Origin of the sequence: Aestuariivirga sp., from assembly GCF_046294715.1 — a bacterium.
Classification (GTDB): domain Bacteria; phylum Pseudomonadota; class Alphaproteobacteria; order Rhizobiales; family Aestuariivirgaceae; genus Aestuariivirga.
Window position 1 is genome coordinate 139,510 of the sequence record NZ_JBKBKI010000005.1, and the last position, 26,535, is coordinate 166,044.

Consider the following 26,535-nt stretch of genomic DNA (forward strand, 5'->3'; position numbering starts at 1 on the left):
CTGTAGCGCTCTCATCGCGGCGTGGGTCATGCCCGAGATTGTCCTTGTGTTCCGGTGTCCGGAACGGTTCCTAACTGGCGGATTCCCCCGGGGAATCACGCACCATACCGCGCCGGGAGGGGCAGGCCTCAGGCCTCCGGAACCCCGCCTCACGCGAAATCTGACTCCCGGTCATTTCCGCCGCAGATTCGCGGCCCTGACGCTCGGGTGACCTGGGCCTTTTATGAGCAGGGGTGCAGAATTGCAAGCATTCCTCTCAGGCCTGCCCGCGGCAACCAATGATTAACCCTCGCCGTCCTAGCCTCGGCCCGTCCCCTCAATCGCAGTGCCGGCACCGAATGCAACCCGCGCAAGCCATATTCTTTCCGAACGCCGCAGGCCGCCTTCTGCCGCGCCTGGCGCTCGCCCTGCTGTTCCTGCTGAGCGGTTACCGCCTTCCCATGGCGAGTGCGTCCGATCTGCCCGTCGCGTCCGCGGGCCGCGTGGCAGGCGATGCCGATCGGACCCGCTTCGTGACCGATCTGTCCGACCCCGTGGGATTCACCGCCTATGTGCTGCCCGATCCCTACCGGGTGGTGATCGACCTGCCGCAGGTGGCGTTCGACCTTCCGGCGGACGCCGGGAAGGCCGGCCGCGGGCTGGTGGCCGCCTGGCGCTATGGGCCGGTCGAGGAGGGCCGCTCGCGCATCGTGCTCGATACCAAGGGGCCGGTGCTGATCGACAGGTCCTTCCTGCTGAAGCCCCAGGCGGGCCAGCCGGCCCGCATCGTGGTCGATCTCGTCAAGACCACGCCCGAGGCCTTCGCCCGCAAGCTCGAGGCGGACCGGCCCGCCGCCGAGGCCGCCATTGCCGAGGCCGCCGCGGCAAGGGAGACCCAGCAGGCCGCCGCACCGATGCCGCGCCCCAGGCCCGGCAGCGAAGCGCCGGCTTCTTCCGCCGGAGAGCCGGAGCGGCTGCGGCCCGATGGCCGCAAGCTCGTGGTGATCGACCCGGGCCATGGCGGCATCGACCCCGGCGCCATCGGGCTGCGAAAGACACGGGAGAAGGACGTCGTACTCGCCTTCGGATTGAAGCTTCGCGACTTCCTCGAGCGGCAAGGGAATGTCGACGTGGTGATGACGCGGGACGACGACCGCTTCCTGACGCTGAAGGAGCGGGTACGGATCGCCCGGAACAACCAGGCGGACCTGTTCATCGCCATCCATGCCGACACGGTGCGCGGCCCCGAGGCGCGCGGCGCCACGATCTACACCCTCTCCGAAAAGGCCTCCGACGCTGAGGCGGAGGCGCTCGCCCACAAGGAGAACCGGGCCGACATCATCGGCGGCGTGGATCTCGAGGCCGAGAGCGAAGAGGTGACGGACATCCTGATCGACCTGGTGCAGCGCGAGTCGAAGACCCATTCCCTCGTCTTCGCGCGGAAGGCCGTGGCCGAAATGAAGCCCGTGACCGATTTCACGGGAAAGCCCATGCGCTCCGCCGGCTTCATGGTGCTGAAGGCCCCCGACGTGCCCTCCGTGCTGATCGAGCTGGGCTATCTTTCGAGCCGCCACGACGAGAACCAGCTGACCTCGCCGGAGTGGCGCGAGCGGGTGGCGCGCGCCATGGCCCTCGCGGTGGGCAAGTATTTCGGCCAGCAGCTGGCGGCCCGGTCCGAGTGAGATTCCGTCAGGGAAACTCATCCTGAGGTAAGCCCTCGCCACCCAAGGGCCACAATCCCCCGCTAGACGATCTGCCGGCCGGCGGTTTTCACTGTAGCGGGCCACAGGGGTGTGTTATCGGGCGGACCGTCTCAAGCAGGGTGTCGGACAAAGAATGCTACGTTTCCTCGGCTGGCTCTTCACGGTTGGATTTCTTCTCTTCCTGGGGGTCGCCGCCGCCGCCACCTATGTGATCTGGGACGCATCGAAGGACCTGCCGGACTACAAGCAGCTCGCCACCTACGAGCCCCCCGTGATGACCCGCATCCATGCCGCCGACGGCTCTCTGCTGGCCGAATACGCCCAGGAGCGGCGCCTGTTCGTGCCGGCGAACCAGATGCCGAAGCGCCTCGTCGAGGCCTTCATTTCCGCCGAGGACAAGACATTCTTCACCCACGGCGGCCTCGACTGGGCCGGCATCGCCGCCGCCGCCTACCGCTATGCCCAGGTGAAGCTCTCCGGCAAGGGGCAGATCGTCGGCGCCTCCACGATCACCCAACAGGTGGCCAAGAACTTTCTCCTCACCAATGAGCGCTCGCTCGAGCGCAAGCTGAAGGAAGCGCTGCTGGTCCAGCGCATCGAGCAGGCCTTCTCCAAGGAACAGATCCTCGAGCTCTACCTGAACGAGATATTCCTCGGACTGAATTCCTACGGAGTCGCCGCCGCCTCGCTGAACTACTTCGGCAAGTCGCTCGACCAGCTCTCGCTGGAGGAGATGGCCTATCTCGCCGCGCTGCCCAAGGGACCCAACAACTACCATCCGTTCCGCCAGAAGGAGCGCGCCATCGAACGCCGCAACTGGGTGCTGCTGCAGATGCACGAGAACGGTTACATCACCGAAGAGGAGATGAAGGCGGCGCAGGAAAAGCCCCTCGAGGTGAACCCGCGCCCGTTCGGCGCCCAGCTCTTCGCCGCCGAAAGCTTCGCGGAAGAGGTGCGCCGCGAGCTGATCAGCATGTATGGCAAGGAGAAGCTCGAGAAGGGCGGCCTCTCGGTCAGGACCACGCTCGACCCCAAGCTCCAGCTCTTCGCCCGGCAGGCTCTGGCCCGCGGCCTCATCGCCTTCGACCGCAAGCGCGGCTACCGCGGCGCGATCGCCAGGCGCGAGCTCGGGGCGGAGGAAGACTGGGCCCAGCTCATCAAGGACCGCAAGGTCCCCGCCGACATGGCGCCCTGGCGCGTCGCCATCGTCCTCGAGGTGACGGAGAGCCAGGCGGTGATCGGCCTCCAGCCGAAACCGATGCCGGACGGCAGCATGGGGGCCGAGCGCGAGAAGGCGCGGATTCCCCTGGAACTCATGACCTGGGCGCGCGCCTTCGTCGACGGCAGCGCGCTCGGGCCGCAGGTGAAGCTCGCCTCCGACGTGCTCCAGCCGGGCGACATTGTCTACGTGGCCCCCAGCAAGAAGGCGGACGAGTTCCACCTGATGCAGATGCCGGACGTCGACGGCGCTCTCGTCGCCATGGACCCGCACACGGGGCGCGTGCTGGCGCTCGTCGGCGGCCTCTCCTATGGAAGGAGCCAGTTCAACCGCGCCGTCCAGGCGCTGCGCCAGCCGGGTTCCTCCTTCAAGCCCATCGTCTATGCGGCGGCCCTCGACAACGGCTATTCGCCGGCTTCCGTGGTGCTGGACGCGCCCGTCGAGTTCAAGATGCCCGACGGCACGATGTGGAAGCCGAAGAACTACCAGAACAAGTTCTTCGGGCCTTCAACACTGCGCCGCGGCATCGAGCAGTCGAGAAACGTGATGACGGTGCGTCTCGCCGACGAGCTCGGCATGACCAAGATCGCCGACCTTGCCACCCGCCTCGGCATCTATGACAAGCTGCCGAACCAGCTCGCGATGGCGCTCGGCGCGGGCGAGACGACGCTTCTCAAGATGGTGACCGCCTATTCGATGATCGACAACGGCGGAAAGAGGATCGATCCCACGCTGATCGACCGCGTGCAGGACCGCTACGGCCGCACCGTCTACCGCCATGACGCGCGCGACTGTGCCGGCTGCGCCGCCCTGGAATGGAACCCGGGCCTGCCCGAACCCGAGCTGCTCGACGTGCGCGAGCAGGTGATGAGCCCCTATACCGCCTACCAGATCACCTCGATGATGGAAGGCGTGGTCGAGCGTGGCACCGGCAAGAAGATGAAGGCGGTGGGAAAGCCCGTGGCCGGCAAGACCGGCACCTCGAACGAGGAGCGCGACGCCTGGTTCATCGGCTACACCCCCGATCTGGTGGTGGGCACCTATGTCGGCTACGACAATCCGAGGCCCATGGGCAAGGGCCGCACCGGCGGCGAGCTGGTGGCGCCGATCGTCGCCGAGTTCATGCAGATGGCGCTCCGCGACAAGCCGGCGACCCCCTTCCGCGTGCCGCGCGGCATCGAGCTCATTCCGATCGACGCCAAGTCCGGCAAGCGCGGCATCTTCGGCCAGGACGGCGTGATCCTCGAAGCCTTCAAGCCGGGCGACGAGCCGCCGGACGCCACCAAGATCATCGGCGAACAGACGGTGACCGCCGCCGCCCAGGCCCCGGGCGAGGGCGTGGTGCTGGTGCCGCCCTCGCAGAGCGCAGGCCCGCAGCCCTCCGCCGAAGGCGGGTTGACGGGGCAGGGCGGCGGCCTCTATTGAGCCACAGCAACCTTTCCAATTGAGCAGGTATCATGCGCGCTGAAATCTCGTCGCTCGTCGACGACATGAAGCAGTCGATCGGACTGCTGAGGAGGCATCTTTGACTGGGACAATGCCCTCCGCCGCCTCGCCGAACTGAACGCCAAGTCCGAAGACCCTTCGATCTGGAACGATCCGCAGAAGGCACAGGAGATCATGCGCAAGCGGCAGGATCTCGACAGCCGCATCCGGATGATCCAGGAGCTCGAGCAGTCGATCGCCGACAACACCGAGCTCATCGAACTGGGCGAGATGGAAGGCGACCAGTCCATCGTGACGGAAGCGGAGAAGTCGCTCCAGGCACTGAGGCCCAAGGTGGCCGAGACCGAGATCGAGACGCTGCTCTCGGGCGAGGCCGACGCCAACGACACCTATCTCCAGATCAACGCGGGTGCGGGCGGCACCGAGAGCCAGGACTGGGCCTCGATGCTGATGCGCATGTACATGCGCTATGCCAACAAGTACGGCTACAAGGCCGAGGTGCTGGACGAGCACCCGGGCGAAGAGGCGGGGATCAAGTCCTGCACGCTGCTGATCAAGGGACACAACGCCTACGGCAAGCTCAAGACGGAATCGGGCGTGCACCGCCTGGTGCGCATCTCGCCCTATGACTCGAACGCCCGGCGGCACACCTCCTTCGCTTCCGTCTGGGTCTATCCGGTGGTCGACGACAACATCGACATCGTGGTGGTGGATTCGGACCTGAAGGTGGACACCTACCGCGCCTCGGGTGCCGGCGGCCAGCACGTCAACACCACCGACTCGGCGGTGCGCATCACCCACGTTCCCACCGGCATCATCGTCGCCTGCCAGGCGGAGCGCTCGCAGCACAAGAACCGCGCCACGGCGCTGAAGATGCTGAAGGCGCGGCTCTACGAGATGGAGCTGCAGAAGCAGCAGGAGAAGATCGACGCGGCCAACGCCAAGAAGACCGACATCGGCTGGGGCCACCAGATCCGCTCCTACGTGCTCCAGCCCTACCAGCTGGTGAAGGACCTGCGCACCGGCCACACCTCAACTTCCCCGGGCGACGTGCTCGACGGCGAAGTCGAGGATTTCATCCAGGCCTCGCTCGCCCACAAGGTGAAGGGCGGCGGCGAGCAGGTGATCGAGGACATCGAGTAGGGTTCTTTGCTGCCGTGGCCCCGGCGGAGGCCGGGACGGGATCATTGGGAAACTTGCCCCCACATGCAAATCCATGCACTCTTCCTTCCCGAAGGAGTGCCTTGCATGCTGAATCTCGATCCCCGCCTCTACGTCGATCCCGCCGTGCTGCCGCGCGAGCGCAATGAAATCTTCGCCAAGACATGGCAGATGCTCGGGCCCGCGGCCCAGGTGGCCGAGCGTGGCCAGTATGTCGCCGCCGACATCGCCGGGATCAAGGTCTTCGCCATCAGGGGGCGCGACGGCGCGCTGCGCGCCTTCCGCAACGTGTGCCGCCACAGGGGCGCGCAGCTGCTGGAGGAGGGCACGGGCCGCTGCGCCACCATCCGCTGCCCCTATCACCAATGGGTCTTCGCCGACGACGGCAGGCTGCTGAATGCGCCGTGGTTCGGCACCGAGCCGGACTTCAAGCCAGAAGACTGGCCGCTCGAGCCGATCCAGGTTGCCGAGTGGCGTGGCCTGCTCTTCGTCGCCATCGATCCGCAGGAGGACCTCGTGGCGCAACTCGGCGATCTCGTCCAGGAGCTCGCGGGCGAGCCCATCGAGACCTACCAGGCAGTGCGCACCGAGACCGTGAACTTCGACGCCAACTGGAAGATCTACACGGACAATTTCGTCGAGGGCTATCACATTCCCGGGGTTCACCCGAAGTTCTTCGCCGCGATCAACTTCGAGGAGTTCAAGACCACTGCCCACAGGGGCTTCATCCGCATGACGGCGCCGCCGCGCGAGGGGCTCTTCTACCGCGGCAAGTGGCTGTGGATGTGGCCGAACTGGACGCTCTCGCTGTTCGAGGGCGGGATGAACACCTCGCGCATCAACCCCATCGGCACGGACCGCACCGAACAGCTCTACCACTTCTATTTCGCCGATCTCTCGCCCGCCCTCGACGAGAAGCGGAGCGACACCATCGCGCGCAATCTCGCCGTGGTGCGAGAGGACTACGAGATCTGCGTGAAGACGCACCGCAACTACGCGGCCGGGAACTACCACGCCGGGCCCCTCTCGCCCCGCCACGAGCAGGGGGTGCATTACTTCCAGGAGCGCGTGAAGGAGAGCCTCGGGGCGTGAGGCTCAGGCTTCAGGCTCATTGCGTCGCGTAATAGCGCGCGAGGGCGGCGATCTCCTGCGGGGTGAGCCGCACCGCGATGTCCCGCATGCGGTTGAACACGTCGTTCTGGCGGGCCCCGGTGGCGAAGGCATTCATCTGAGCCACGAGATAGGCCTCGCGCTGGCCTGAGAGTGTGGGCGTGTCCATCGGGCCGCCGGCGCCCGCCCCATGGCAGGACTGGCAGCCGGGTATGCCGCGCGCCGTGTCGCCGGTGCGCACGAGCACGTCCGTCGCCGGGTCCGCCGTCCAGTCGAGGCGCCTGTCCAGCGTGCCGCGCGCGAGCGTGGCGTAGTGATTGGCGACGGCGAGCATCTGCTCCTCGTCGAGCTGCTGGGCGACCGGAGTCATCTGCGCGTTGAAGCGCGCGCCGCTCTTGTAGTCGTGGAGCTGCTTGTAGATGGCGAGCGCCGATTGGCCCGAGAGATGCGGGAAATCGGGCGAGGGGGAGACGCCGTTCTCGCCGTGGCAGGCGGCGCAGAGGTTCTGCGCGAGATCCTGCGCCACCTGCTGGTTGGGCCGGGCCAGCGCGTTGATGTTGAAGGTGGTCCACGCGACGGTGGAGGAGGGCTGGGCCTGCGCCACGCTCTCGGGCGTGGCGGCCGAGGGCGAGCCCGGCGCGATGCCGAGCGCGCGGCAGACGGATGTCCAGATGTCGAGCCCGGCGCGCTGGCCCTGGATCGTGGGCACGATGACGAAGCCGAGCAACGCCGCCGCGAAGACGAGCGCCACCACGCCCATGATGAAGCGGAAGATCAGACGGTCTGCGCCTTCGAGCCGCATCAGTCCACCCTGTGCACCACCGCAGCTGGCGGTGGGTCGATGAGGAATTGCGCGATCGGGTAGCCATAGGCCGCGATCATCAGGAACAGCACGAGCCAGTTCCACGCCCTGAAGCCGTTGAAGGCGGCGGGCACGGCGTGGGGCTGGTGCAGCGCCAGCGCATAGCGCTGCGGCGTGTCGGCCTGGCGGGCTTCCTGCCGGTGGTGCTGCCAGAGGTTATAGACGAAGAGCAGGGCGCTGATCAGCAGGATCACGCCGCCGATGAGCGACAGCACCACCCACTTGCCCCAGGGTGCGATGAGCGGGTTCGAATAGTCGAAGGTGGCCACGCGCCGCCATTGGCCGAGGAGGCCGAGATAGTGCCAGGGCAGGGTCATCACCATCATGCCGATCGCCCAGAGCCAGAGCTGCAGCCGCTGCAGCCGTGCATCGGCGGGCCGCCAGCCGGTGAGCTTGGGCCAGATCGAATAGGCGATGGCGAAATACATGATCACCGCCGTGCCGCCGAAGATGAGGTGGAAATGCGCCGTCACCCAGGAGGTGTTGTGCACCATGGCGTTCATGCCGAAGCTCATGTTGATGAGCCCGCCTCCGCCGCCGAACCACAGCATGAAGAAGGCGAGGCCCGTCGCCAGCACCATCGGCCGCTCCCAGGGCAAGGCCGCGATCCAGCCGAAGAGGCCGGTGCCGCCGCGCAGCCGCCCCGCGATCTCCATCGAGGCGGAGATGGTGAAGACGGTGAGGAGGGTGGGCACGGCGACGAGCACGGTGAGGCTCATCTGCAGGAACTTGAAGCCGGTCGAATGCTCGGGGTCCATGAACAGGTGATGGAGCCCCACGGGAAGCGAGTAGACCAGGAAGAGGATGAAGGTGAGCCGCCCCATCATGTCGCTGTAGAGCCTGCCGCCCGCTTCCTCCGGCGCCATGGTGTAGAAGGCGATGTAGGAGGGGATGAGCCAGAAATAGACGATGGCGTGGAGCGTCCAGGAGAACAGCGTGCGGGTGAGGCCGACATCGACCGTCTGCGTCCAGCCGAGCGATGCGGGAAGCACGATGAACAGGATCTCCGCGGCGACGCCCACCGTCGTCCACAGCCACAGGATGGCGTTGGCCACGGTGGCGAACATGGCGAGCGGCACGGGCTTCCCCGGATTGTCCCGCTTCCACCCGCCCATGCTGACGATCATCAGCACGCACCATATCCATGACCCGGCGACGACGAGGACGAGCCCGATGTAGAAGAGCGGGCTTGCGGTGATCGGCGGGTAGAAGGTGTAGAGGACCGAGGCCTTGTTGAGGAGAATGGGGACGAGCGCCAGCAGGACGCCGAAGAGCCCCATCCAGAACCCGATCCAGGCCCAGAGCTTTCCCGGCAGCGGGCGCTTCAGCGCCGTCTCCGCCACGTAGTAGCCGAAGCCCATGACGAAGAAGGTGGTGAGCACATAGGCCATCGACACGCCATGGGCGGTGACGGACTGGAAATAATGGTCGGGTGTGGAGAAGGGGGCGGAGAGCGGGCTCCTCACCCACATCTGCCAGACGCCGAGGAAGCATGCCGCGGTGAAGGCGGCGAAGGCCACCCAGAGATGGGCAAGCGTGAGCCGCTCAAGACTGCGCACAGGAGACCCTCCCCTGCGCATCGGGCTTGAAGTCCTGCGGCTCCACCACCCGCACCGTGGCCCACATCTGGCTGTGCCCCATGCCACAGAATTCATGGCAGGGCATGAGCAGGTCGCCCGTTCGGGTGAAGGTGGTGTGGACCTGCGAGACGAAGCCCGGCACGATCATCGTGTTGACGTTCGTGCCGGTCACCAGGATGCCGTGGATCACGTCCGGCGTCGCGAAGCGCAGCGTCACGGGCGCATCGCGCGGCACCACGATGCAGCGCGGCTGGAAGGCGAACTGCGTGGCGATGACGCGGGAGACGACCTGCCCCCCAGGGTCCACCGCCGTGCCGAGATTTGCCTCGGTGAATTCGCCGGAGAGATGCAGGGTCTTGGGATCGATCGTCTCGATGTTGGAAGGGGGGTTCATCTGGAAGGCCAGGGCCGCGCCGATGATGGCGGCGAAAATGACGGCCACCGTGATGCCCGCCACCACCGCCCAGCGGAGTTCCGATCTCACGACCTCCTGTTCGGTTCGCGCAGCCATCACCCCACCATGCCGCGCTGCAGGAAGACGAAGGCATAGATGAGGAGCCAGGCCAGCAGCAGCAGGCCCACGGTAAGGCCCGCCAGCGCCATGGCGCCGGACGGCACGGCCGCCAGCCGCTCATCCGCGGCATAGGCCTCGTCGTCTTCGGGATGTTCGGCCATGAACCTTCCCCTCGCGAATGCTTCTGTGTGAATGCGGACAGATGGGCAAAGTTCCGGGCGGCTCGCCCGGCGCTTCCCGCGCCCGCCCCCTTGACGTTTCCGTTGCTCCGACGTAAAAGCCCGCCCCATGAACAGCATTCTTATCGTAGGACCGCGCAGCGCCGGGGAGGCTTAGGCCTCCAGGAACTGGTGGTGCTGCGCGGAAATCAGGCTCCCTCGGGGGCCTTTTTTATTGCCCGTAAGGGAATTGCGTGTTTGACGGAACTGAAAGTCCAAGAGGTTTGAGATGGCCACGAACGAGATGACGGGTGCGGAGATCGTGCTGAAGGCACTGGCCGACCAGGGGGTGGAGCATATCTTCGGATATCCCGGCGGCGCGGTGCTTCCCATCTACGACGAGATCTTCCAGCAGGAGAAGGTGAAGCACATCCTCGTCCGCCACGAGCAGGGTGCGACCCATGCGGCGGAAGGATATGCGCGCTCCACCGGCAAGTGCGGCGTCGTGCTCGTCACCTCGGGCCCTGGCGCCACCAACGCCGTGACCGGCCTCACGGACGCGCTGATGGACTCGATCCCCATGGTCTGCATCACGGGCCAGGTGCCGACGCATCTGATCGGCAACGACGCCTTCCAGGAATGCGACACGGTGGGCATCACCAGGCCCTGCACCAAGCACAATTACCTGGTGAAGGACGTGAACGACCTCGCCCGCGTGCTGCACGAGGCCTTCTATGTGGCGACGCACGGGCGCCCGGGTCCCGTCGTCGTCGACATCCCGAAGGACGTGCAGTTCGCGAAGGGCCGATACGTCGGGCCCAAGAACATCGAGCACAAGACCTACCGCCCGAAGGTGAAGCCCGATCAGAACGCCATCCGCGCCGCGGTCGAGCTCATCGCCACGGCCAAGCGGCCCGTGCTCTACACGGGCGGCGGCGTCATCAATTCGGGGCCCACCGCCTCGAAGCTGCTTCGCGACTTCGTGGCGCTGACCAACATCCCCATCACCTCGACGCTGATGGGGCTCGGCGCCTATCCGGCCTCGGGCAGGAACTGGCTCGGCATGCTGGGCATGCACGGCACCTACGAGGCGAACCTCGCCATGCATGACTGCGACGTGATGATCAATGTCGGTGCCCGCTTCGACGACCGCATCACCGGCCGCCTCAACGCCTTCTCGCCGAATTCGAAGAAGATCCACATCGACATCGACCCGTCCTCGATCAACAAGACGGTGCGGGTCGACATTCCGGTGGTGGCGGACGTCGCCCACGCGCTGGAGGACATGATCCGCGTGTGGAAGTCGAAGTCGCTCTCCCTCGACAAGAAGGCGCTCGATGCCTGGTGGAAGCAGATCGAGGGATGGAAGGCGAAGGATTGCCTCAAGTACCGCAAGAACGCCGACGTCATCATGCCGCAATATGCCATCGAGCGGCTCTATGCGCTGACCAGGGACCTCGACACCTACATCACCACGGAAGTGGGCCAGCACCAGATGTGGGCCGCGCAGTTCTACCGCTTCGAGGAGCCGAACCGCTGGATGACCTCGGGCGGGCTCGGCACCATGGGCTATGGCCTTCCCGCCGCGGTGGGCGTGCAGCAGGCGCATCCGAAGTCGCTCGTCATCGACATCGCGGGCGATGCCTCGGTGCTGATGACGATGCAGGAGATGTCGACGGCGATCCAGTACAACCTGCCTGTCAAGATCTTCATCCTGAACAACCAGTACATGGGCATGGTGCGGCAGTGGCAGCAGCTCCTGCACGGCAACCGCCTATCGCACTCCTATACCGAGTCGCTTCCCGACTTCGTGAAGCTGGCGGAGGCCTATGGCTGCGTCGGCATCCGGGCAACGAAGCCTGCCGAACTCGATGACGCGATCAGGGAGATGATCAGGACGCCGCACCCGGTGCTGTTCGACTGCCGGGTGGCCAATCTCGCCAACTGCTTCCCGATGATCCCTTCGGGCAAGGCGCACAACGAGATGATCCTCGGCGAGGACATCGCCGACGAGGATGTCGGCAGCGTGATCGACGCCAAGGGCAAGATGCTGGTTTGAGGACGGAAAGAAAACGACAATGAACGCACAGCTTCAGCCTTCGGGCTCCGCCTACTTCCTCGAGGAGGTGAAACCCGCCGTCGAGACGCACACGCTCGCCGTGATCGTCGACAACGAGCCGGGCGTCCTCGCCCGGGTCATCGGCCTGTTCTCCGGCCGCGGCTACAACATCGACTCGCTCACCGTGTCCGAGACGCAGCACGAAAGGCACGTCTCGCGCATCACCATCGTGACGAGCGGCACCCCCTCGGTGATCGAGCAGATCAAGAGCCAGCTCGAGCGGCTGGTGCCGGTTCATTCGGTGGCGGACCTCACGGTTCAGGGCAATTCGATCACCCGCGAGCTCGCCATGGTGAAGGTGGCGGGAACAGGGGAGAAGCGCGTCGAGGCCTTGCGCCTCGCCGATGCCTTCCGCGCCCGGGTGATCGACGCCGGCACCTCGAGCTTCATCTTCGAGATCACCGGCAAGAGCGACAAGGTGGAGCAGTTCATCTCGCTCATGGTGCCTCTCGGGCTCGTCGAGGTGGCGCGCACCGGTGTGGCGGGCATCACCCGCGGGCCGGAGGGAATGAAGGTCTAGGACCTCGGGCGCGGGAAGAGGCTCTCACCCGCCCTTCGGGCACCCTCTCCCATCGCTGTGCGACGGGAGAGGGGAAACGGAACAGACTTCCCTCTGAAACTGGTCTGCCGATTTTTCCCCGAACCGGATTTTTTCTCTAGGCCAATTCGCGCTAGAAGCGGCACATCTGAAGGAGTGCCCCGCCTGTGCCGTGCAAATTGTCCGTCAATGTCAATGCCATCGCCTATCTGAGGAACCGGCGGAACCTGCCCTGGCCGTCCGTCGTCGATCTGAGCCGGGTGGCGCTGGAGGCGGGGGCCGTGGGCATCACAGTGCATCCCCGGCCTGACGAGCGCCACATCCGCCGCACGGACGTCGGGGAGCTCAACCGCATGCTGCGCAAGGAATTCCCGGACCGAGAGTTCAACATCGAGGGTTACCCGGACGAGCGTTTCATGGAGCTCGTCGAGGAGGAGCGGCCGGATCAGGTGACGCTGGTGCCGGACGACCCTTCCCAGAGCACCTCCGACCATGGCTGGGACATCGCCGCGAACCGCGCCCGCCTGACGGACATCATCGCCAGGATCCACGAGGGCGGCATGCGCGTCTCGCTCTTCGTCGACCCGGACCCCGCCGCGCCGGAGCTTGCCCGCGAGGTGGGTGCGGACCGCGTCGAGATCTATACCGGCCCCTATGGCGGCGCCTTCGCCCCCAACGACATCGCCCGCGAGTTCGGCCGGGTGGTGGAGACGGGGCAGGCGGCGGAACGGGCTGGCCTCGGCCTCAACGCCGGTCACGACCTCACGCGCGCCAATCTCAGGGCCCTTGTCAAAGCGCTGCCGAACCTTCAGGAGGTGTCGATCGGGCATGCCGTCGTCGCCGACGCGATGATGTTCGGCATGGCCGAAACAGTAAAGAAATTCAGGACTGCAATTGGCGACCTCTGACGTCCTGCCGCTCGTCTCGATCGGCCTCATCCAGCTTCTGGCGGTGATCTCGCCCGGGCCGTCCTTCGTCATCACGGCGCGCACGGCCGTGGCGCAATCCCGCACCGACGGCCTGAAGGTGGCACTGGGGCTGGGGGCTGGCACCGTGATCTGGTCCGCGGCGGCGCTGCTTGGCCTCAACGCCGTCTTCCATGCGGTGCCCATGCTGTTCACCGGCATGAAGGTGGCGGGTGCCCTGTTCCTCTTCTACATCGCCTGGATGATCTTTCGCCACGCTGCCGAGCCACTGAAGATCGAAGGCGCGGGAGAGGCCATCGCAAACCCGTTCGTGAAGGGCTTCCTCACACAGGTTTCCAACCCCAAGGTGGCGGTGTTCTTCGGCTCGATCTTCATCGCCATGCTGCCCGCACAGGTACCGCTGTGGATGACGCTGGCGCTCATCCTGATCGTCAGCTTCAACGAGGTCTGGTGGTATTCCGCAGTCGCGCTGTTCTTCGGCTCGGGCCCGGTGCGCCGCTTCTACCTCGGGGCCAAGGCCTGGATCGACCGCATCACCGGCCTGTTCCTCGGCGGTCTCGGCCTGCGGCTCCTCTGGTCGGCGCGGGAGGGGCTTTAGCACCTTTCAAAACTGTAATTCCCGCTGCCCGTTGAAATTGCGGGAAGGTTGCTTACGTCCTGTTCGTCCGGGCCCCTCTGGCGCCGAGCTCCCTTGGCGTGATGTCGGACGAAACGGCATCGACACAGGGACGGCATATGGACCTTCTTCCCGACTTCCTCTTCGCCGCATGGCTGACGAAGCCCGTCTGGATGTGGCTCATGTTCATCGGCATCGTGCTGGCGCTGCTGGTGATCGACCTCGGCCTGCTGCACAAGGAGCACCGCGAGATTTCGGCGCGCGAGAGCCTGGTGCTATCGGCGGTCTATATCGGCCTCGGCCTTGCCTTCGGCGGCTGGGTGTGGTTCTCGCTGGGGGCCGAACCCGGCATGGAATACCTGACGGGCTTCGCCGTCGAGAAGGCGCTGGCGATGGACAATGTCTTCGTCATCGCCATGATCTTCACCTTCTTCGCGGTGCCGCCGAAATACCAGCACCGGGTGCTGTTCTGGGGCATCCTGGGCGTGATCGTGCTGCGCGCCATCATGATCGGCTTCGGCGTACGACGTGGCGAAGAACCCGCTGCTCGCCTTCATGCGCCGCCGCTTCAACGTGACGGACGAGCACCACGGCGAGAAGTTCTTTGTCAGGAAACCCCATCCCGCCACCGGCAGGCCTGCCTGGTTCATGACGCCGCTGTTCCTGGCCCTGATCCTCATCGAGGTGGCGGACGTGATCTTCGCGGTGGACTCGGTGCCGGCGCGATCTTCGCCATCACAACCGACCCGTTCATCGTCTACACCTCCAACATCTTCGCCATACTGGGCCTCCGCGCGCTCTATTTCGCGCTTGCCGCCATGGTGCAGCGCTTCCACTACCTGAAGCTGGCGCTGGCGGTGGTGCTGATCTTCATCGGCTCCAAGATCTTCGTGGCCCCGCTCCTCGGGCTGGACAAGATCCCGCCCGCGATCTCGCTCTCGGTCACCTTCGGCATCCTCGCGGCGGGCGTTGTCTACAGCCTGTGGAAGACCCGGAGGGCGCCCGAAAGCCCTGCCTGAGCGCGCTCCGGAGAACTTTGAGGAGGCCAAGATGAGACGGTCCTCGGTTCGCTTTTACACCAGGTTAACATTCGCGCTGGTAAAACGGAGGTTGTGTAACTCTCCGAAAATAGCCGATGGAACTCAATTCAAGCCCTGTCCATTCATTGCCAGCCCGGCTCCCGGCGATGCTCCGAGCGATCAGAGAAACGATCTTTCCACATTGGAGCTTGTGGCTTGGCCTCACGGCGCTGTTCTTTCTGCAATTGGCTTGGATCGGCTCGTCGAGCCGCTTTACCATCAGCAGCCGCTGGAGCGCCTTGATCATCGCCGCGTTGCTCGTGGCCGCTCTCGGCATCTTCCATCGACTCATGCGTGCCGACGCCTTTTCGCCATCGCTCCATGCCTTTTGGCGGATGGGAATGGCCAGCGCTCAGCGTTCTCATTCTTCCAAACTTCCGCGTGCTGAACCATCTCGTCATGTCGGTACCATTTCCGCCTGCAGATGCTCTGCTGCACGGATGGGACCAGGCCATCGGATTCGACTGGAATTCTTACGCTCGCTGGGTTGCCTCGGTGGAGGGTCTGCCCCTGCTTTTGAGCTTCGCTTACAACGAATGGATGATGATCGGCCTCGGAGCCATCACCTTCGGCGCCTGCGCGCTGAACCGGCCGGAAAGGGTGAACGAACTCGCCTTTCTCATGATCGTGACGGGCCTGGCCTCAATCCTTGTCGGCGCTGCCTTTCCTGCGGCAGCTGCCTGGGTGATGATCGCAACTGATGAGGTGAAATCCACGCTTGGATTGTATCCTCAGATGGAATGGTATCGTCAGCTTGGCGAACTGCGAAGTGGCGCGCCGGTGTTCCTGGACGCGGCCAGGCTTGAAGGCCTGTCGACATTTCCCTCCTTCCACACCTGCCTTGGTCTCATCATTCTCTGGTGCAGCCGGGGCCATTGGCTGACGCTTGCCGCGGGTGCGCTCACGAGCCTTGCCATACTCGCCGCGACGCCGGTCTTTGGGGGGCACTATCTGGTCGACATGTTGGCCGGTGGTGTGGTCACGGCACTGGCCGTCGCCCTATGGCACTGGGTCCGCCCCTGGCTGCGAGTGGCTGATCCGAATGCCGCTTGCCTTGGGGCTTTCCCCCCGCTATTCCCGCGCCAATTCACTTTCCAGAGGGATGGACTTTAGCCATGCGCGTTTACTATGACCGTGATGCCGACGTGAACCTGATCAAGGCCAAGAAGGTGGTGATCGTCGGCTATGGCAGCCAGGGGCGCGCGCATGCGCTGAACCTGAAGGATTCCGGCGCCACCAACCTAGCGGTGGCGCTCAAGGCAGGCTCGCCCACCGCCAAGAAGGCCGAGGCCGACGGCCTCAAGGTGATGACGGTGGCCGAAGCCGCCAAATGGGCCGACCTCATGATGATGGCCACCCCGGACGAGCTCCAGGCCGACATCTACCGCGACGAGATCGCCCCCAACATCCGCGACGGCGCGGCGATCGCCTTCGCACACGGCCTCAACGTGCATTTCAGCCTGATCGAGCCGAAGAAGACGGTCGACGTCATCATGATCGCGCCGAAAGGACCCGGCCACACGGTGCGCGGCGAATACCAGAAGGGCGGCGGCGTGCCCTGCCTGATCGCCATCCATCACGACGCCTCCGGCAACGCCCATGACCTGGCGCTCTCCTACGCGAGCGGCGTGGGCGGCGGCCGCTCCGGCATCATCGAGACGACCTTCAAGGAAGAGTGCGAGACGGACCTTTTCGGCGAGCAGGTGGTGCTTTGCGGCGGCCTCGTCGAGCTGATCCGGGCCGGCTACGAGACGCTGGTCGAGGCCGGCTATGCCCCCGAGATGGCCTATTTCGAGTGCCTGCACGAGGTGAAGCTGATCGTCGACCTGATCTACGAGGGCGGCATCGCCAACATGAACTACTCGATCTCCAACACCGCCGAGTGGGGCGAATACGTGACGGGCCCCCGCATCATCACCGAAGAGACGAAGAAGGAGATGAAGCGCGTCCTCAAGGACATCCAGACCGGCAAGTTCACCTCCGAATGGATGCAGGAGTACCGCGCCGGTGCTGCCCGCTTCAAGGCCATCCGCCGCAACAACGACAGCCACAACATCGAGGAAGTGGGCGCCAAGCTCCGCGCCATGATGCCGTGGATCGCCAAGAACAAGCTGGTGGACAAGGCCAGGAACTAGTCCTTTCCGCTTCGCACGGAACGAAGAGGGCGGTTCCCAGGGAGCCGCCCTTGTGCATTATAGCGACATCGAGTGGAGGGGGACCCATGAGCCTCGACAGCGACATCGCGCAGATCGCGCGCCAGGAAGAGGAGTTGCGCTTCGAGCGCTTCAGCGAGGCAGATGCCTGGGCGCTGGGCAGCCTCATGCGGCAGATGGCCGTGGAACGCAAGCTGCCCTTCGTCATCGACATCCGCATCGGCAACAGGCCGCTGTTCTACACCGCGCTTCCCGGCACCACCCCTGAGAACCCGGACTGGGTGCGGCGAAAGGTGAACACCGTCTACCGCTTCCACAAGTCTTCCTACCGCGTGGGGCGCGAGCACCAGTTGCAGCGCAAGGCCTTCGACGCCACGCGCGGCATCGACCCGATGGAATACGCGCCGGCGGGCGGCGGCTTTCCCATTCACCTCAAGGGCACGGGGGTCATCGGCGCGGTGACCGTCTCCGGCGTGCCGCAGCGCGAGGACCATGGCTTCGTGGTTGAGATGCTCTGCCGCTTCCTCGGCGTCGAGCATGCCATGCTGGCGCTCGGGCCCGAAACCGACTGATGGATTTCGGCCTGCTCTTCTTCCTGGTCGCGGGTGCCGCGGCCTTTCTCGTCGGCGCCTCGAAGGGCGGTCTCCCGATGGTGGGGGCGCTCGGCGTGCCGCTGATGGCGCTTGTCATGCCGCCCGTCGCGGCCGCGGCGCTGCTGCTTCCCGTCTACATCGTGAGCGACGTTGTGGGCCTCTGGGCCTACCGCAAGCAATACAGCGCCCGGAACCTGTGGATCCTCGTGCCCGCGATGGTGTTCGGCGTGGGGCTCGGCTGGGCCACGGCGAAGATCACCGAGGAATGGATGGTGACGCTGCTTGTCGGCGTGATCGGCCTCTATTATTGCGGCATGGCGGTGCTGAAGAAGGCGGACGCTCCGCCGAAGCCCGCCGACGTGCCGCGTGGCGTGTTCTGGGGCACCATCGCCGGCTTCACCAGCTTCGTCTCCCACACCGGGGGGCCACCGTACCAGACCTATGTGCTGCCGCAGAAGCTGCCGAAGATGATCTTCGCCGGCACCAGCACCATCGTCTTCGCCATCATCAATCTGGTGAAGCTCGTGCCCTATTGGGCGCTGGGGCAGTTCAATCCCGGCAACCTGGAGGCGGCGGCGATGCTCTCGCCCGTCGCCGTCGCCGGGGCGTTGATCGGCTACAAGCTCACGGCCATCATCCCGGAGCGGCTCTTCTACCGGCTGGTCGAGGTGGCGCTGTTCGCGATTTCGCTCAAGCTCATCCATGACGCGGTGCTCGCATGAAACTGCCCTTCCACACCTATGACGTCTTCACCAACCGCCGCTTCGGCGGCAATCCGCTGGCGATCGTGGAGGAGGCGGACCAGCTGAGCGACGCGCAGATGCAGGTGATCGCGCGCGAGTTCAACCTGTCCGAAACGATCTTCGTGCGCAAGCCGAAGGACCCCGCCAACACCGCGAGCGTGCGCATCTTCTTCCCCACCGCCGAGATCCCCTTCGCCGGCCATCCCACGGTGGGCTGCGCCATTCATCTCGCGGCGAAGAAATACAAGGAGGGCTGCTCCTTCGAGACGACGATAAGGCTGGAGGAGGTTGCGGGCCTTGTACCGGTGAAGGTGTCGCGCATCGGCGACGTGCCGCGCGCCCAGTTCGCCGCGCCCGTCGTGCCCTTCACGGTGGAGCATTCGCTCCCCACGGTCGAGGAGGTGGCGCGGGCCCTGGCGCTCGAGCCCTCCGACATCGGCTTCGGTCGCCATGCCCTCGGCCTGCACCAGGGGGGCCCGCGCTTCTTCTACGTGCCGCTCGCCAGCCGCGAGGCGCTGGCCAGGGCGCGTGTGATCGAGCCCCATTGGTCGAAGCTCGTCGGCGGCATGGGGATCGGCAATGCCTATCTCTATGCCGGGGGCGGCGAGCATCCGGACACGGGCTTCCGCGCCCGCATGTTCGCGCCGGGCGACGGCATTCCCGAGGACCCGGCCACGGGTTCCGCCACGGCCATTCTGGCGGCCCAGCTGATCGGAACAGAAAGCCTGGGCGACGGCACCCATCGCTGGAAACTCGAGCAGGGCTACGACATGGGGCGCCCCTCCGACCTCTGGCTGGAAGCCGATGTTGCAGGTGCGAAGCTGGTTGCCGTGCGGGTCGCAGGTCAGGCGGTGCAAATCATGTCCGGTGTGCTAGAAGTTTGACCGGGAACAAAGACTGGAGCGACGACGGTCAGGGGAGGGCCACGCGCTTATGAAGACGATTCTGCTCATCGCCCATCTGATTGCGATTGCCACGGGCACGGGCATGAGCATTGCGAACTACATCAACATCCGCATCGCCGCCGGCGAGAAGGGTGAGCGGCGCGAGGCGCTGGCCTTCCTGCGCCGCATCCTGGCGCGCATCGCGGACGTGGTGATTCTCGCCATCTGGATCACCGGCGTGGGCCTTTGGCTCAACCTGCCGCCGGCGGACGAGCCCAACAGCTGGTTCGTGGTGAAGCTCGCCTTCGTGGTGCTGCTGACGCTGTGCCATGGTCTCGCCCGCATGACGGCGGGCCGCATGATGCGAACGGGTGACCAGTCGCTCTATCCGCGCATGGAGCTGCTGGTCTCGGGCGTGTGGATGTCGGCGCTCGCCGCCATCATCCTGGCGGTGCTGGCCTTCGAAACCTGAGGCGTCCTAGTCCATTCCAAGGAGCGAGGCCGCCTCGGCAAGGACGTCGGCGGCCTCCTCCTCATTGCCAGCCCTGCACAGCTCGGTTGCCTGGTTGACCATGTCCTGGAGCTGCGTCTTGGCGTCGGCCGTGAGATCGGCGGCCGCAAGCGCCGTCGCGACCTTCGGAAGGTCGTCCTGGCAGGGGCCGGCCACGGCCGGCACGGCAAGGGCGGCGAGGAGGAGGAGTGCTGCGGCGGCGGTCTTCATCTGGCGGAACCCTTGTCTATTCCCGCCGTCCCTATAGCCCGCAGAATGTCCGGCCGCTAGCGCTGTTCATCGCCGCCCGCAGCCACGATCACGGCGATGATCATGAGCCCGGTCAGGATCAGGCGGATGCCGGCGCTCGCCCCGAATGTGTTGAGCATGGTCACCAGGAGGTACATGAACAGCGCCGCGCCCCATATGCCCGGCACGTTGGCGCGCCCGCCCGCCACGGAGGTGCCGCCGATCACCACCGTGGCGATCGAGGCGAGCAGGAATTCCTCGCCCATGTTGAGGGCGGCACCGCGCGAGAAGCCCGAGAGCAGGATGCCGCACACACCCGCCAGGAAAGCGCTCAGCACATAGGTGAGAAAGCGCGTGCGATCGACGTTCAGCCCGGCGAGCCAGGCGGCGCGGCTGTTCTGGCCGATGGCGAGAACGCTCCGCCCGTAGATGGTGCGTGAGAGGACGAGCGCCATGCCCACCGAGACCGCCAGCACGGCGATCGTCATGATGGGCACCCCCAGAAGCCGCGCGGTGGCGAATTCGGCGAGCGGCTCCGGCGGCTTGATGCGGATGCCGCGGCCATAGGAGATCGCCGTCGAGAGAATGAGGAAGCTCGAGGAGAGCGTGGCGATGATCGGCGGAATGCGCAGCAGCCGGATCAGGCCGTAGTTGAAGACGCCGACGAGGCTCGCCGCACCCAGCGCCGCCACGATGCCGAGCAGCAGCCGGCCGGACTCCTCGTCCATCACCTTCATGGCGACGACACCGGAGAGCGTGATGGTGGCGGGGATCGACAGGTCCACGTTGCCGGGGCCGGTGGTGATCACCATCATCTGGCCGAGCCCCACGATGATCGTGAAGGTGGCGAAGGAGAGGGCGGCGGTGAGGATGGCGCCCGCGCCCTGGCCGCCGGTGTAGGCGATGGTGATGAGCCAGACGGCGAGTGCCGCGGCGAAGGAGAACAGCCAGGGCTGGCGCAGGAGCTTGCCGAATGTGGCGTTCATTTCTTCTGCTCCCCGTAGGTGACGAGCGCCCGGAGCGCCAGCACGATGATGAGGATCGCCCCTTGCGCGCCGATCTGCCAGTCGGGCGAGATCCTGAGGAAGATCAGGAAGGACCCGGCGAGCGCCAGCGTCAGCGCTCCGACCACTGCACCGAGCGGCGAGACCCGACCGCCGATGAATTCGCCGCCGCCGAGGATCACGCCCGCGATGGAATAGAGCGTGTAGCGGTCCGCCACATGCGCATCGCCCGAGGTGGTGAGGCCGAGGAGTGCCAGGCCCGAGAGCACGCCGAAGAACCCCGCCAGCATGTACATGACGATCTTGGTCCTGAGCATGGACCAGCCCGCACGGCTCAGCGCCTTCGGGTTGCCGCCCGCGCCGCGCGCGATCACGCCGTAGGAGGAGAGCATCAGCGCGAGATGAACGACGAGCCCGATCACCACGGCGGCGATGATGGGGAAAGGCACGAGCGGGCTCTGGAAGGTCATCAGGGCCTTCAGCCAGTCCGGCGCCTTGCCGCCCGGCGAGGGCAGGATCATCACCGCGATCCCCACCCAGACGAAGGAGAGGCCGAGCGTCACCACGATCGAGGGCAGGTTGCGGAGATGGATCAGCGCACCCACCGCGCCATAGGCCCCGATCAGCGCCAGCAGCACGATGACGCCGAGCGCCGGGTTGTCGAACAGCAATGTCGCGCCCACGCAGCTGACCAGGCCCACGAACGGCCCGATCGACAGGTCGAGGTCGTTCACGGTGATGATGAACATCTGCGCGATGGTGGCGAGCGCGATCGGCACTGCATATTGCAGCATCAGATTGAGCCCGAAATAGCTCATCGTCCGCGGCTGCACGTAGAAGGTGGCGGCGAGCACCACGGCGAGCGAGAGGAAGGGCAGGGCCTGCCGGAGGAGCCTGCGGTTCATGCCGCATGCTCCGCGAAGGAGGCTTCGAGCACCTTCTCCTCGGTCAGGTCGGCCGCGGAGAGATTGGCCACGATGGCGCCATTGCGGAACACATAGGCGCGGTCGCAGTGGGTGAGTTCCTCGATCTCCGTCGTGTACCAGATGAAGGTGCGGCCCTTCTCGGCCTCGGCGCGGATCATGCCGTAGACTTCCTGCTTCGTTCCGATGTCCACGCCGCGCATCGGATCGTCCATCAGGATGATGGCGGCGTCGGAGGCGAGTGCCCGCGCGAAGAGCGCCTTCTGCTGGTTGCCGCCCGACAGCGTGAGAATGTTGTTCGCGACGTCCGGGGTGCGGATCGCCATCTTCGCCTTCCAATCCTCGGCGAGCTTCGCCTCCGCCGCGAGATCGATGAGACCGCCGCGGCGCAGCGCCTTGAGTGAACGCACCGTGATGTTGCGGCCGATGGACCAGAGATTGAACACGCCGTCCGACTGGCGGTCGCCGGCGATCAGCGCGAGCGCCCCTTTCACCGCCGCCTGGCGGCGGGAGTAGATCTGCAGGAGCATGCGGGTCTGGCCGTGGCCCGCGAGCCCGGTGAGCCCGATGACCTCGCCCTTGCGGGCCTCGAGGAGGGCGGCGCCGCCCGTGGCGGGCTGGGCGGAGACGAGCACTTCGCCCGCGGAAGTCTTCGCCTCTCCCCGCTTGTGCTCGCGCGCTTCCGAGCCCATGGCGGAGACGAGCGAATTGCGCGTGAAGTCCTGAGCCTTCCGATCCGCCACCTTCTTTCCGTCCTTCATCACCACGATGCGGTCGGAAGCCTGGAGGATTTCCCCGAGGAGATGCGAGATGAGGATGATCGACGTGCCGCGCGCCGTCTCCTTGCCGATATAGGCGAGGAGCTGCTGCGCGGTGACGGCATCGAGGGAGGAGGTGGGCTCGTCCAGGATGACCAGGCGCAGCGCGCCCTCCGTCACCGTGAAGGCGCGGGCGATCTCCGCCATCTGGCGCTGGCCGATTGCGAGATCGGCGATCTCGTCGTCGGGGTCGATTCCGTGCCTGGGGAAGATCTCGTCGAGCTTGGCGCGGATCAGCTCGCGCGCCCGGGCCTTCCAGCCAAAGCCCGTGAGCGCGCGGTGAACGATCCGGACATTCTCGGCCACTGTCAGGTTGGGGCAGAGGGAGAGTTCCTGGAACACGCAGCGCACGCCCTGTGCCTGGGCGGCAGCCGCCGTCCAGTGGCCGGCGTGCTTTGCTCCGCCGATCGACAATTCCCCCGCCGAAGGGGTGAGGTTGCCGCTCAGCACATGCATGAGGGTGGACTTGCCGGCCCCGTTGTGGCCGACCAGCCCCAGGCACTCGCCGGCGCCGACCACGAGGTCGACACCGGCCAAGGCGCGGACGGCGCCGAAGGATTTTTCGACGCCGTCGAGCCTTATCGCTTCTGCGCCCAAGGCCTTACTTGCCTGCGACGACCTTCGCGGCGTCCTCGGCGCTGTACTCCACGTTGGCCACGCCGCCCTTCTCGGTGGTGGCGAGGTTGGCCTCGAGCGTGTCCTGGTCGATCTGCAGGAAGGGCACGGTCAGGTCCTTCGGAACTTCCTTGCCGTCGAGGATCATCTGCGCCACCCAGAAGGCGAGGGTGGAGACGCCGGGCGCGATCGAGACGGACATCGTCTCATAGCCATTGGCGTCCTTCTGCTCCTTCCACCACTGGAGCTCGTCCTGGCGGTTGCCCATGATGATGGTGGGGGTGGGGCGGCCCGCCGCGGCGAAGGCCTGCGCGGCGCCATAACCGTCGCCGCCCTGCGTCACCACCGCCTTGACCTCGGGAAGCGAGGGCAGGATGCCGGCCACGGCCTTCTGCGCCACCTCCTGCGCCCAGTCGCCATGGACGGAGCCGACGATCTTGAACTGCGGGTTCTTCTCGACGCCGCGGTGGATGCCCTTGGAAATCTCGTCGTCCACGAAGACGCCGGCGAGGCCGCGGATTTCGAGCAGATTGCCGCCGTCGGGCATCTTCTTGGCAAGGTATTCGACCTGCACCTCGCCCATGCGGGCGAAGTCCACCGCGATCCGCCAGGCGCAGGGCTCGGTCACGATGCCGTCGAAGGAGACGACGGTGATCCCGGCATCGCAAGCCTGCTTGACCACGCCGTTCAGCGCGTCCGGCGAAGCGGCGTTGATCACGATTGCATTGTAGCCCTGCAGGATCAGGTTCTGAATCTGGGCGGCCTGCTCGGTCACCTGGTTCTCGGAGGTGGTGAAGGCATCGGCCGCGGCCACCACGCCCTGCTCGACGGCGGGCTTCGTCACCTTGTCCCAGCTCTTCAGCATGGCCTGCCGCCAGGAATTGCCGGCATAGTTGTTGGAAAGCGCGATCTTCTTGTCCTTCGTGTCGGCCATGGCCGACCCGGCGGCCAGCAAGGCGGCCACGGCAATGGTGCAGGCAAGTGTCTTCTTCAGCATGGGGGTCCTCCCGGTATGGCGAACCCCTCTCGAGGGGGTTCATTTCTGCATGCTAACATATCAGTTTCCGGGAGCAATGCCGCCCGCGGGGCGTTCCGGAGAATTGCTCTGGATCAAGCGGAGATTCGCAAGCCCGACTGCCGGGTTGCACGGTTCGACGTCCTGCTCTATAGGGTCAGCCCATGTCCAATGCGCGGAACATCCTGACCAGCCCCGCAGCCACGCCGCTGCCGCTCGCGCTTGGCCGCCTGCTTCTTAGCTGCCCCTGAGGGCCGGCCGGGCAGATGCCTTGGCTCTCGGGGGATGACGCCACACCGCACCAGCTAAGCCAGGCATTTCCGAAGGTCTTGACGCCATGATGATTTCCCCCCGCGAAAAATACCGCCCGTTTCCGCCCGTGAACCTGCCCGACCGGCAGTGGCCCAGCCGCACCATCACCGCGCCGCCCATCTGGTGCTCGGTGGACTTGCGCGACGGCAACCAGTCGCTGATCGAGCCGATGGGCCTCGACCGCAAGATGCGCATGTTCGATGCGCTGCTCAAGATGGGATTCAGGGAAATCGAGGTGGGCTTTCCCTCCGCTTCGCAGACCGATTTCGATTTCGTCCGCTACCTCATCGACAACCGTAAGATACCGGACGGGGTGACGATCCAGGTGCTCACCCAGTCCCGCGAGGAGCTGATCCGCCGCACCTTCGAAAGCCTCAAGGGTGTCAAGAGCGCCATCGTGCACCTCTACAACTCCACCTCCGAGCTGCAGCGGCGCGTGGTCTTCAAGCTCGACAAGCCCGGCATCGTCGACATCGCGGTGAAGGGCGCAACACTCATCCGCAAGCTCGAGCGCGAGCTCGGCATGGAGGACGTGATCCGCCACGAGTATTCCCCGGAGAGCTTCACCGGCACCGAGCTCGATTTCGCGCGCGACATCTGCCAGGCGGTGATGGACGCTTATCAGCCGACCCCGCAGAAGAAGCTGATCCTGAACCTGCCGGCGACGGTGGAGATGTCCACGCCAAATGTCCACGCCGACCAGATCGAGTGGTTCTGCCGCAACATCAAGAACCGTGATTGCGTGACGATCTCGCTCCACCCCCACAATGACCGCGGCTGCGCCGTGGCGGCGACCGAGCTCGGCCTGCTCGCCGGGGCGGACCGCGTGGAGGGCACGCTGTTCGGCAACGGCGAACGCACCGGCAACGTCGACCTGGTGACGCTCGCCATGAACATGTACAGCCAGGGCGTCGACCCCGGGCTCGACTGCTCGAACATCAACGAGCTGGTGCGCATGGCGGAATACTGCAACCAGCTGCCTGTGCACCCGCGCCACCCTTACGCGGGCGAACTGGTCTTCACCGCCTTCTCGGGCTCGCACCAGGATGCGATCAACAAGGGCTTCAAGGCCATGGCGGCGTCCAACTCGCCCGTTTGGGAGGTGCCCTACCTGCCGATCGACCCGATGGACCTCGGCCGCTCCTATGAGGCGGTGATCCGCATCAATTCGCAATCCGGCAAGGGCGGCATCGCCTATATCCTCGAGAAGGAGCACGGCCTCGAACTGCCGCGCCGCCTGCAGATCGAGTTCTCCAGGGCCGTGCAGGCCATCGCCGACGGGGAAGGGGTGGAACTGCCGGCCGAGCGGCTCTGGGGCGCCTTCCAGGCCGAATATCTCGAGGGCAACGGCCGCTACGGCTTCGTCTCGCACAGCGCCAGCGCCGACCACGCCCAGCAGGACGTGATCGCCAAGATCACGGCGGACGGCAACCTCAAGACCATCCTCGGCCACGGCAACGGCCCGGTGGACGGCTTCGTGGACGCGATGCGCAGGGAATCGGGCCTGAGCTTCGACGTGGCCGACTACCGCGAGCACGCCATGGGCATGGGCGCCAACGCCTCCGCCGTGGCCTATGTGGAACTGCGCCTGGCGGACGGCACGAGCCTGTTCGGCGTCGGCATAGACAAGAACATCGTGGTGGCCTCGCTGAAGGCCGTGCTCTCGGGCGTGAACAGGGCCCTCAAAAGAGGGTAGACAAGGGGCGGCGGGCGATGTAGTAAGCCC

General features: G+C 65.7%; 25 protein-coding genes and 1 pseudogene. 16 read left to right on the plus strand and 10 right to left on the minus strand.

What is annotated here, in order from left to right:
• Positions 1-338 precede the first annotated feature (338 nt).
• The 4 genes from ACK4HL_RS05710 to ACK4HL_RS05725 all read left to right on the plus strand — a co-directional run bounded on the left by ACK4HL_RS05710 (position 339) and on the right by ACK4HL_RS05725 (position 6,600).
• Positions 339-1,661 (plus strand): N-acetylmuramoyl-L-alanine amidase, encoded by a 1,323-nt coding sequence (locus tag ACK4HL_RS05710; RefSeq protein WP_409757079.1) that lies wholly within the window; start codon positions 339-341, stop codon positions 1,659-1,661.
• A gap of 154 nt (positions 1,662-1,815) precedes the next feature.
• Positions 1,816-4,326 (plus strand): penicillin-binding protein 1A, encoded by a 2,511-nt coding sequence (locus tag ACK4HL_RS05715; protein ID WP_409757080.1) that lies wholly within the window; start codon positions 1,816-1,818, stop codon positions 4,324-4,326.
• A 32-nt stretch (positions 4,327-4,358) separates the two neighbouring features.
• Positions 4,359-5,490 (plus strand): peptide chain release factor 2 gene (gene prfB, locus ACK4HL_RS05720; RefSeq protein ID WP_409757081.1). Its coding sequence is split into 2 segments (ribosomal slippage): positions 4,359-4,427 and positions 4,429-5,490, totalling 1,131 coding nucleotides; the frame shifts between segments, so codons are not numbered across the junction.
• Positions 5,491-5,595: 105 nt separating this feature from the next.
• A complete protein-coding gene (locus tag ACK4HL_RS05725; protein WP_409757082.1) occupies positions 5,596-6,600 on the plus strand; it encodes an aromatic ring-hydroxylating oxygenase subunit alpha in 1,005 nt (334 codons plus the stop codon).
• A gap of 16 nt (positions 6,601-6,616) precedes the next feature.
• On the opposite strand, the gene ACK4HL_RS05730 is transcribed toward ACK4HL_RS05725, so the two are convergent.
• Genes ACK4HL_RS05730 through ACK4HL_RS05745 form a run of 4 tightly spaced genes read right to left on the minus strand, consistent with a single transcriptional unit; the run spans position 6,617 to position 9,735 of the window.
• Entirely contained in the window at positions 6,617-7,420 is an 804-nt protein-coding gene (locus ACK4HL_RS05730; protein ID WP_409757083.1) for a c-type cytochrome, read from the minus strand.
• Positions 7,420-9,039 (minus strand): cbb3-type cytochrome c oxidase subunit I, encoded by a 1,620-nt coding sequence (locus ACK4HL_RS05735; protein WP_409757084.1) that lies wholly within the window; start codon positions 9,037-9,039, stop codon positions 7,420-7,422. The genes ACK4HL_RS05730 and ACK4HL_RS05735 overlap by 1 nt, the downstream gene beginning before the upstream one ends.
• Positions 9,026-9,544: a cytochrome C oxidase subunit II gene (locus ACK4HL_RS05740; protein ID WP_409757085.1), complete on the minus strand. Its 519-nt coding sequence runs from the start codon at positions 9,542-9,544 to the stop codon at positions 9,026-9,028. Before ACK4HL_RS05740 ends, ACK4HL_RS05735 begins: the two co-directional genes overlap by 14 nt.
• Before the next feature lie 26 nt (positions 9,545-9,570).
• Positions 9,571-9,735: a hypothetical protein gene (locus ACK4HL_RS05745; RefSeq protein WP_409757086.1), complete on the minus strand. Its 165-nt coding sequence runs from the start codon at positions 9,733-9,735 to the stop codon at positions 9,571-9,573.
• A 286-nt stretch (positions 9,736-10,021) separates the two neighbouring features.
• On the opposite strand from ACK4HL_RS05745, the gene ACK4HL_RS05750 reads away from it, so the two are divergent.
• The 5 genes and pseudogenes from ACK4HL_RS05750 to ACK4HL_RS05770 all read left to right on the plus strand — a co-directional run bounded on the left by ACK4HL_RS05750 (position 10,022) and on the right by ACK4HL_RS05770 (position 14,950).
• Complete coding sequence (locus ACK4HL_RS05750) at positions 10,022-11,791, plus strand: acetolactate synthase 3 large subunit (protein WP_409757087.1); 1,770 nt, start codon at positions 10,022-10,024, stop codon at positions 11,789-11,791.
• A gap of 19 nt (positions 11,792-11,810) precedes the next feature.
• Positions 11,811-12,371: an acetolactate synthase small subunit gene (gene ilvN / locus ACK4HL_RS05755; RefSeq protein WP_409757088.1), complete on the plus strand. Its 561-nt coding sequence runs from the start codon at positions 11,811-11,813 to the stop codon at positions 12,369-12,371.
• 185 nt (positions 12,372-12,556) lie between these two features.
• Positions 12,557-13,297, plus strand: a complete 741-nt coding sequence (locus ACK4HL_RS05760) for a pyridoxine 5'-phosphate synthase (protein WP_409757089.1) — start codon at positions 12,557-12,559, stop codon at positions 13,295-13,297.
• Entirely contained in the window at positions 13,284-13,913 is a 630-nt protein-coding gene (locus ACK4HL_RS05765) for a LysE family translocator (RefSeq protein ID WP_409757090.1), read from the plus strand. Before ACK4HL_RS05760 ends, ACK4HL_RS05765 begins: the two co-directional genes overlap by 14 nt.
• Positions 13,914-14,050: 137 nt before the next feature.
• A pseudogene (locus ACK4HL_RS05770) lies at positions 14,051-14,950 on the plus strand (TerC family protein).
• A gap of 143 nt (positions 14,951-15,093) precedes the next feature.
• On the opposite strand, the gene ACK4HL_RS05775 reads toward ACK4HL_RS05770, so the two are convergent.
• Complete coding sequence (locus ACK4HL_RS05775; protein WP_409757091.1) at positions 15,094-15,375, minus strand: hypothetical protein; 282 nt, start codon at positions 15,373-15,375, stop codon at positions 15,094-15,096.
• 16 nt (positions 15,376-15,391) lie between these two features.
• Here ACK4HL_RS05775 and ACK4HL_RS05780 point away from each other — a divergent pair, with 16 nt between their 5' ends.
• The 6 genes from ACK4HL_RS05780 (at position 15,392) to ACK4HL_RS05805 (ending at position 19,855) form a co-directional block, all read left to right on the plus strand.
• Positions 15,392-16,123, plus strand: a complete 732-nt coding sequence (locus ACK4HL_RS05780; protein WP_409757092.1) for a phosphatase PAP2 family protein — start codon at positions 15,392-15,394, stop codon at positions 16,121-16,123.
• Between the two features lie 2 nt (positions 16,124-16,125).
• A complete protein-coding gene (ilvC, locus tag ACK4HL_RS05785) occupies positions 16,126-17,145 on the plus strand; it encodes a ketol-acid reductoisomerase (RefSeq protein ID WP_409757093.1) in 1,020 nt (339 codons plus the stop codon).
• Positions 17,146-17,231: 86 nt separating this feature from the next.
• Positions 17,232-17,735, plus strand: a complete 504-nt coding sequence (locus tag ACK4HL_RS05790; protein ID WP_409757094.1) for a heme-degrading domain-containing protein — start codon at positions 17,232-17,234, stop codon at positions 17,733-17,735.
• The gene (locus ACK4HL_RS05795; RefSeq protein ID WP_409757180.1) at positions 17,732-18,478 is read left to right on the plus strand and encodes a sulfite exporter TauE/SafE family protein; all 747 of its coding nucleotides are present in this window, start codon (positions 17,732-17,734) and stop codon (positions 18,476-18,478) included. Before ACK4HL_RS05790 ends, ACK4HL_RS05795 begins: the two co-directional genes overlap by 4 nt.
• Positions 18,475-19,383, plus strand: a complete 909-nt coding sequence (locus ACK4HL_RS05800; protein WP_409757095.1) for a PhzF family phenazine biosynthesis protein — start codon at positions 18,475-18,477, stop codon at positions 19,381-19,383. Before ACK4HL_RS05795 ends, ACK4HL_RS05800 begins: the two co-directional genes overlap by 4 nt.
• A gap of 49 nt (positions 19,384-19,432) precedes the next feature.
• The gene (locus tag ACK4HL_RS05805; protein WP_409757096.1) at positions 19,433-19,855 is read left to right on the plus strand and encodes a hypothetical protein; all 423 of its coding nucleotides are present in this window, start codon (positions 19,433-19,435) and stop codon (positions 19,853-19,855) included.
• A 6-nt stretch (positions 19,856-19,861) separates the two neighbouring features.
• Here the strand turns inward: ACK4HL_RS05805 and ACK4HL_RS05810 are convergent, their stop codons facing one another.
• Genes ACK4HL_RS05810 through ACK4HL_RS05830 form a run of 5 tightly spaced genes read right to left on the minus strand, consistent with a single transcriptional unit; the run spans position 19,862 to position 24,479 of the window.
• Entirely contained in the window at positions 19,862-20,104 is a 243-nt protein-coding gene (locus ACK4HL_RS05810) for a hypothetical protein (protein ID WP_409757097.1), read from the minus strand.
• 56 nt (positions 20,105-20,160) lie between these two features.
• Entirely contained in the window at positions 20,161-21,108 is a 948-nt protein-coding gene (locus tag ACK4HL_RS05815; RefSeq protein WP_409757098.1) for an ABC transporter permease, read from the minus strand.
• Positions 21,105-22,031: an ABC transporter permease gene (locus ACK4HL_RS05820; RefSeq protein ID WP_409757099.1), complete on the minus strand. Its 927-nt coding sequence runs from the start codon at positions 22,029-22,031 to the stop codon at positions 21,105-21,107. The genes ACK4HL_RS05815 and ACK4HL_RS05820 overlap by 4 nt, the downstream gene beginning before the upstream one ends.
• Positions 22,028-23,464, minus strand: a complete 1,437-nt coding sequence (locus ACK4HL_RS05825) for a sugar ABC transporter ATP-binding protein (protein WP_409757101.1) — start codon at positions 23,462-23,464, stop codon at positions 22,028-22,030. Before ACK4HL_RS05825 ends, ACK4HL_RS05820 begins: the two co-directional genes overlap by 4 nt.
• 4 nt (positions 23,465-23,468) lie before the next feature.
• A complete protein-coding gene (locus tag ACK4HL_RS05830; RefSeq protein ID WP_409757103.1) occupies positions 23,469-24,479 on the minus strand; it encodes an ABC transporter substrate-binding protein in 1,011 nt (336 codons plus the stop codon).
• Between the two features lie 355 nt (positions 24,480-24,834).
• On the opposite strand from ACK4HL_RS05830, the gene leuA reads away from it, so the two are divergent.
• A complete protein-coding gene (gene leuA, locus ACK4HL_RS05835) occupies positions 24,835-26,505 on the plus strand; it encodes a 2-isopropylmalate synthase (RefSeq protein ID WP_409757105.1) in 1,671 nt (556 codons plus the stop codon).
• Positions 26,506-26,535 lie beyond the last annotated feature (30 nt).

Excerpts from the sequence above, each read along its gene's own strand:
- ACK4HL_RS05730 (WP_409757083.1), bottom strand. The coding sequence starts at position 7,420 with ATGCGGCTCGAAGGCGCAGACCGTCTGATCTTCCGCTTCATCATGGGC.
- ACK4HL_RS05805 (WP_409757096.1), top strand. The coding sequence starts at position 19,433 with ATGAAGACGATTCTGCTCATCGCCCATCTGATTGCGATTGCCACGGGC.
- ilvN (WP_409757088.1), top strand. The coding sequence starts at position 11,811 with ATGAACGCACAGCTTCAGCCTTCGGGCTCCGCCTACTTCCTCGAGGAG.
- ACK4HL_RS05750 (WP_409757087.1), top strand. The coding sequence starts at position 10,022 with ATGGCCACGAACGAGATGACGGGTGCGGAGATCGTGCTGAAGGCACTG.
- ACK4HL_RS05775 (WP_409757091.1), bottom strand. The coding sequence starts at position 15,375 with ATGAGAACGCTGAGCGCTGGCCATTCCCATCCGCCAAAAGGCATGGAG.
- ACK4HL_RS05715 (WP_409757080.1), top strand. The coding sequence starts at position 1,816 with ATGCTACGTTTCCTCGGCTGGCTCTTCACGGTTGGATTTCTTCTCTTC.
- ACK4HL_RS05810 (WP_409757097.1), bottom strand. The coding sequence starts at position 20,104 with ATGAAGACCGCCGCCGCAGCACTCCTCCTCCTCGCCGCCCTTGCCGTG.
- ilvC (WP_409757093.1), top strand. The coding sequence starts at position 16,126 with ATGCGCGTTTACTATGACCGTGATGCCGACGTGAACCTGATCAAGGCC.
- ACK4HL_RS05820 (WP_409757099.1), bottom strand. The coding sequence starts at position 22,031 with ATGAACCGCAGGCTCCTCCGGCAGGCCCTGCCCTTCCTCTCGCTCGCC.
- ACK4HL_RS05745 (WP_409757086.1), bottom strand. The coding sequence starts at position 9,735 with ATGGCCGAACATCCCGAAGACGACGAGGCCTATGCCGCGGATGAGCGG.
- leuA (WP_409757105.1), top strand. The coding sequence starts at position 24,835 with ATGATGATTTCCCCCCGCGAAAAATACCGCCCGTTTCCGCCCGTGAAC.
- ACK4HL_RS05815 (WP_409757098.1), bottom strand. The coding sequence starts at position 21,108 with ATGAACGCCACATTCGGCAAGCTCCTGCGCCAGCCCTGGCTGTTCTCC.
- ACK4HL_RS05710 (WP_409757079.1), top strand. The coding sequence starts at position 339 with ATGCAACCCGCGCAAGCCATATTCTTTCCGAACGCCGCAGGCCGCCTT.
- ACK4HL_RS05725 (WP_409757082.1), top strand. The coding sequence starts at position 5,596 with ATGCTGAATCTCGATCCCCGCCTCTACGTCGATCCCGCCGTGCTGCCG.
- ACK4HL_RS05800 (WP_409757095.1), top strand. The coding sequence starts at position 18,475 with ATGAAACTGCCCTTCCACACCTATGACGTCTTCACCAACCGCCGCTTC.
- ACK4HL_RS05790 (WP_409757094.1), top strand. The coding sequence starts at position 17,232 with ATGAGCCTCGACAGCGACATCGCGCAGATCGCGCGCCAGGAAGAGGAG.
- ACK4HL_RS05830 (WP_409757103.1), bottom strand. The coding sequence starts at position 24,479 with ATGCTGAAGAAGACACTTGCCTGCACCATTGCCGTGGCCGCCTTGCTG.